This is a genomic window from Methylobacterium sp. EM32, from assembly GCF_040593685.1.
In the GTDB taxonomy this organism is placed as follows: Bacteria; Pseudomonadota; Alphaproteobacteria; order Rhizobiales; family Beijerinckiaceae; genus Methylobacterium.
On record NZ_JBEXZS010000106.1, the window covers coordinates 1 to 3,781 of the forward strand.

General features: G+C 71.6%; 4 protein-coding genes. 1 reads left to right on the forward strand and 3 read right to left on the reverse strand.

Going from position 1 to position 3,781, the window contains the following annotated elements:
- Positions 1-69 precede the first annotated feature (69 nt).
- The 3 genes from ABZT49_RS15200 to ABZT49_RS15210 form a co-directional block, all read right to left on the reverse strand.
- Positions 70-369, reverse strand: coding sequence for a hypothetical protein (locus ABZT49_RS15200; protein WP_305078777.1), 300 nt, complete (start codon positions 367-369; stop codon positions 70-72).
- Positions 370-557: 188 nt separating this feature from the next.
- A complete protein-coding gene (locus ABZT49_RS15205) occupies positions 558-1,052 on the reverse strand; it encodes a hypothetical protein (RefSeq protein ID WP_355286865.1) in 495 nt (164 codons plus the stop codon).
- Positions 1,049-2,824 (reverse strand): hypothetical protein, encoded by a 1,776-nt coding sequence (locus ABZT49_RS15210; RefSeq protein ID WP_305078779.1) that lies wholly within the window; start codon positions 2,822-2,824, stop codon positions 1,049-1,051. The genes ABZT49_RS15205 and ABZT49_RS15210 overlap by 4 nt, the downstream gene beginning before the upstream one ends.
- Before the next feature lie 500 nt (positions 2,825-3,324).
- On the opposite strand from ABZT49_RS15210, the gene ABZT49_RS15215 reads away from it, so the two are divergent.
- Positions 3,325-3,762 (forward strand): hypothetical protein, encoded by a 438-nt coding sequence (locus ABZT49_RS15215; RefSeq protein WP_305078780.1) that lies wholly within the window; start codon positions 3,325-3,327, stop codon positions 3,760-3,762.
- Positions 3,763-3,781 lie beyond the last annotated feature (19 nt).

Sequence of the window (3,781 nt, forward strand, 5' to 3'; positions counted from 1 at the left end):
CGGACGCGTCGGGCCGGGACGACCAGGCGTCGAGCACGGCGTCGCGGTGGGGAGCCCGGGGCGCGCCCATCAGTGCACCGCCTCGACCTTGGGGACGACCGGGCCCTGCATGGCGAGGATCGGGTTCAGCCCGAGGCGGTCGCACATCCAGAACAGGCGCTCGAAGCCCAGCCGGCGCAGGCGGTCCGGGCAGCGGCTCTTGATGTCCGAGAGGTCCCGGCGGAGCTGGCCGACGTTGCCCTGGCTGTCGCCGAGGGCCTGGCGGACCTGCTCGGTCGTCATGCGGCTGACGACCGGGGCGATGGCGTTGACCATCGCGGAGCGCGCCAGCAGGCTCGACGGGGACCGGCGCTTGCGCGGGTCGTCCAACCGGCTGGGGGGCTATCTAGCGCCAAGGGCAGCGGTTTGTTCCATGCAGGAACGCTGCGTGCGCGACCCGGATTCGCATAGGGGAGTGCAACCGGAACGCGCGCAACCGCGTCGCTTTGCGCGGTCGAAACCATGCAGTCATGGCAAGGACGGGACGGGCTAACCTTGGCAGCCCGTCCCCGGGGACGTCAGCCCCAGACGCGGGCCGCGGCCTCCCACGACCACGGGGCCGGCGCCGGCAGGGCCAGAAGCCGCTCGCGCGCCCCGTCGAGGTCCTGGGTCCGCGGGCCCAACGCGAGTATCACGAGCCAGTCCGCCCGCTCCCGGGCGTCGTCGTCGGGGTCGCCGGCGAGGAGCATTCCGGCCGCGACGAGGGCCCGCCGGACGGCGCCGCCCCGCTCGGCGTCGTCCGCCCCCAGGAGCGCGTACTCGCCCGTCCGCCATCCCTGTAGGATCGCGCGCAGAGCGGCCTGGCCGGCGGCCGCGGCGGGCGGGGCCGGGAGCGGCGCGTGGTTCTCCGTGAGGTAGACGACGCGCCCGTAGCGGTACTGCCGGCGACCGTGCGGGCTGACGGGACGGGCGCCGCCGTACCAGGCGTCTAGGGCGCGGGCCCGCAGCGCCTTGAGCTCGCCCGCGCGGACAACCTTCGGGTGCGGCTGGTCGATGACGATGGGGCGGGTCATGCCGACACCTCCTCGGGAACGGAAACGCCCGCCGGGCCGTGAGGCGCGCAGCGGGCGTCGTCTGGGAGGTAGGTGCCCTTCACCGTGACGACGCCAGTATAGGCCTCCCCCTCGGGCGCCACAAGCGCGACAGGTGCCTCGACGGAAGTATTTCCGACCTTCGCGCGTGAAGTACCCCGTGACGAACCGTGTGAACGGCGCGGCTTGATCGGCGTGTCCGGGGCGGTAACCGTGCCGATGGCCTCGATGGCCTTGGCGTCGCGCAGGGCGGTGTCGAGGTAGCGGGTGGTGACGCCGAGCCGGGCGGCGATGGCGGGGCGGTCGAGCCCCTCGTCGCGGCGAAGGCGCAGGGCCTCGGCCCCGACGGCGAGCCGGGCGCTCTGCTGGTCCGTCCGGGCCTTTGCCCCGCGGGTTCGGCGCAGGGTGGCCTGGCGGGAGGCGACGACGCTCTTGCGCCGCTCGGCGTTCACCAGGATGCGCATGTCGGCGTCCCCCATCTCGTGTGGCTGGACTTTGAGGAGCTCGATCAGCCGCTTCGGGCCCGGCCGGTAGCGGGGGTCGACCTCCTTCCCCAGCCAGAACTTCCGCCCTCCGTTGGCCGCGTCCCGAGCGGCCTTGCGGATGCCGCTAGTGCAGGACAGGGCCTCCTCCTCGTCGAGCCCCCAGGCATGCGCCTGGTCCCGGACCCACCCGTCGAGGTCGCACGCCGGCATGACCCAGGCCTGCACCATCGTCGCCGCGAAGGCCATCGTCGAGCGGCCGGTCTCCTCGGCCATCCGCTTCCCGCCGAACCGGTGGGCGCGCAGGCGCTCGATGTCGGCGGCGATGGCCTGCCAGTACGAACGGCCGGTCAGGTGCCCGCCCACCCGCTCGCGGCGCTTCTTGGGTTCCGGCGCAGCAGGGGCGGTCGTCGAGGCCACCTCCTCCTCCCGCCGAGCCCGGTCACGCCCGGCCCGCTTGGCAGCCCGCTTGGCGATGCCGTCGAGCTTCTCGGCGACGAACAGCTTCGCCTTGCGGCGCGAGACCGGCATGACCGCGGCGGCGAGCTCGTCGAACGTCCCCCGGCGGACGTCGGCGGTGTAGAACGGCCAAAGCATGTACGCCTTGGACTTGGCGTTGGGGTTGTAGCTGCCCGAGTACCGGTAGAGGTGCGTCGGCGACAGGCCGGTGGCATCGTGCCCGAGGTCCTCGAACGCGCGGTTCAAAGTTCGCTGGACGGCGCGCCACCGGGGCAGGACCTCCCGGGGCGCCACCTCGTAGAGCCAGACGATGAGCATACCCCTTCCGGACGACATGACGTAGCTCGGAGCCGGCCAGCGCTTCTCCTCGCAGCGGCGGAGGACGATATCGAGCACGTCGCCCTTGGACAGCCCCGCGAGGCCCTGGACGCCGTAGTAGTCGAGGTCGATCCAGTTGGCGCAGATCGAGGTAAGGTTGGCGTCAGACGCCTCCGGGACGGCCTCGCCCGGCTTCGGGTAGGGGAACGTGCAGAACGTGTGGAACGCCAGTTCCGTCAGGGCGCTCACGACCGAGGCGTGCCCGTCGCGGATGCGCTTCACGCTGAACCGGCGCTCGCGGAACACGTACCGCTTCTGCCGACCGGTGCCGATGTTCACCCGCGCCCCGATGCGAACGACGCCGTGGCTGCCGACCGGATGGATGAAGCGGAGGTAGTCGAGGGCGGTGAAGTCGCGCGTCTCTACCGGCAGGGCGCGCCTAGCCCATGCCTCTGGGGGCACGGCATTGCCCCGGATCTCGTTCAGGGTGGTCACGGTGGTCTCCGGTTGGGGGACCTCGCCGGGGGCACCTCTGCACCGACAAGGACCGGGTTTTGGGATGTTCAGGAGGGACAGCCCGACTACGGGCACGACAAGGATTGACCTCGACCACGAGAAGGTCAACGGGCTTCCAGCGTCCATCATTAACGGCAGAGCCGGGAACCAATACTTGCCCGAAGGTGGCACGGAAACGGGGGCTACACGCCGCCCCGGAGAGCTCCCGTGTCCTACAGGGTCATCGCGAACACCCCTGCCCGGCGGGCTCCGCTGTGCCTTCCAGGCCCATGTCGGGTTTCGCCGCCAACCCGGGGCTGGCCGACCGCGACCTCCCTCTATGGCCCCTGCGGGGCCGGGAGCGGCGTTGTCCGTTACGAATTGTGTGAAATGGGCGCGTTTCCCTCTGCGAACCGCGAGGACCGGTTGCGCGCCGGAAAGGCCATCCGATCCTCGAACCACCCCTGGTGGCTTGCTGGCCGGACTGGCACTCTTCCGCCATGACCGACATCGTCCGTTCCCGTGAGACGTCCGCCGCCCGCCGTCGCGTCGCCGCCGCCGACCGTGCACGTGAATGGCGCGAGCGCCAGCGTGAGACCGAAGCTGCCCGTGTCGCAGAGCTCGTCGCCTCGAAGGCCGAGGTCGCCTCCCTACGGGCCGAGCGCGACCGGCTGCTGGCCGCCCTCGGGCACGCTAGTGCCGTCTCAGGCATTGACGAGGACTTGGCGCGGGCCGTCGTCAAGATGGCTGGGCTGCGCCGGTCCGCTGCCGGCCCGCTCTCTATCGCCCATGCTCAGGTCGCCACCGCCGACGTCATCGCCGTCGCCGCATACATCCGCTGCGGCGGCCGGTCCGCGGGGCAGGTAGCCTACGACGCAGCCCGGCGCCGCGTCCTAGAGCGCCTCCAGCAGTTCCTCCCGCCCCCAGGCGAGGCCTAAAGACATCGCCAATGGAGGG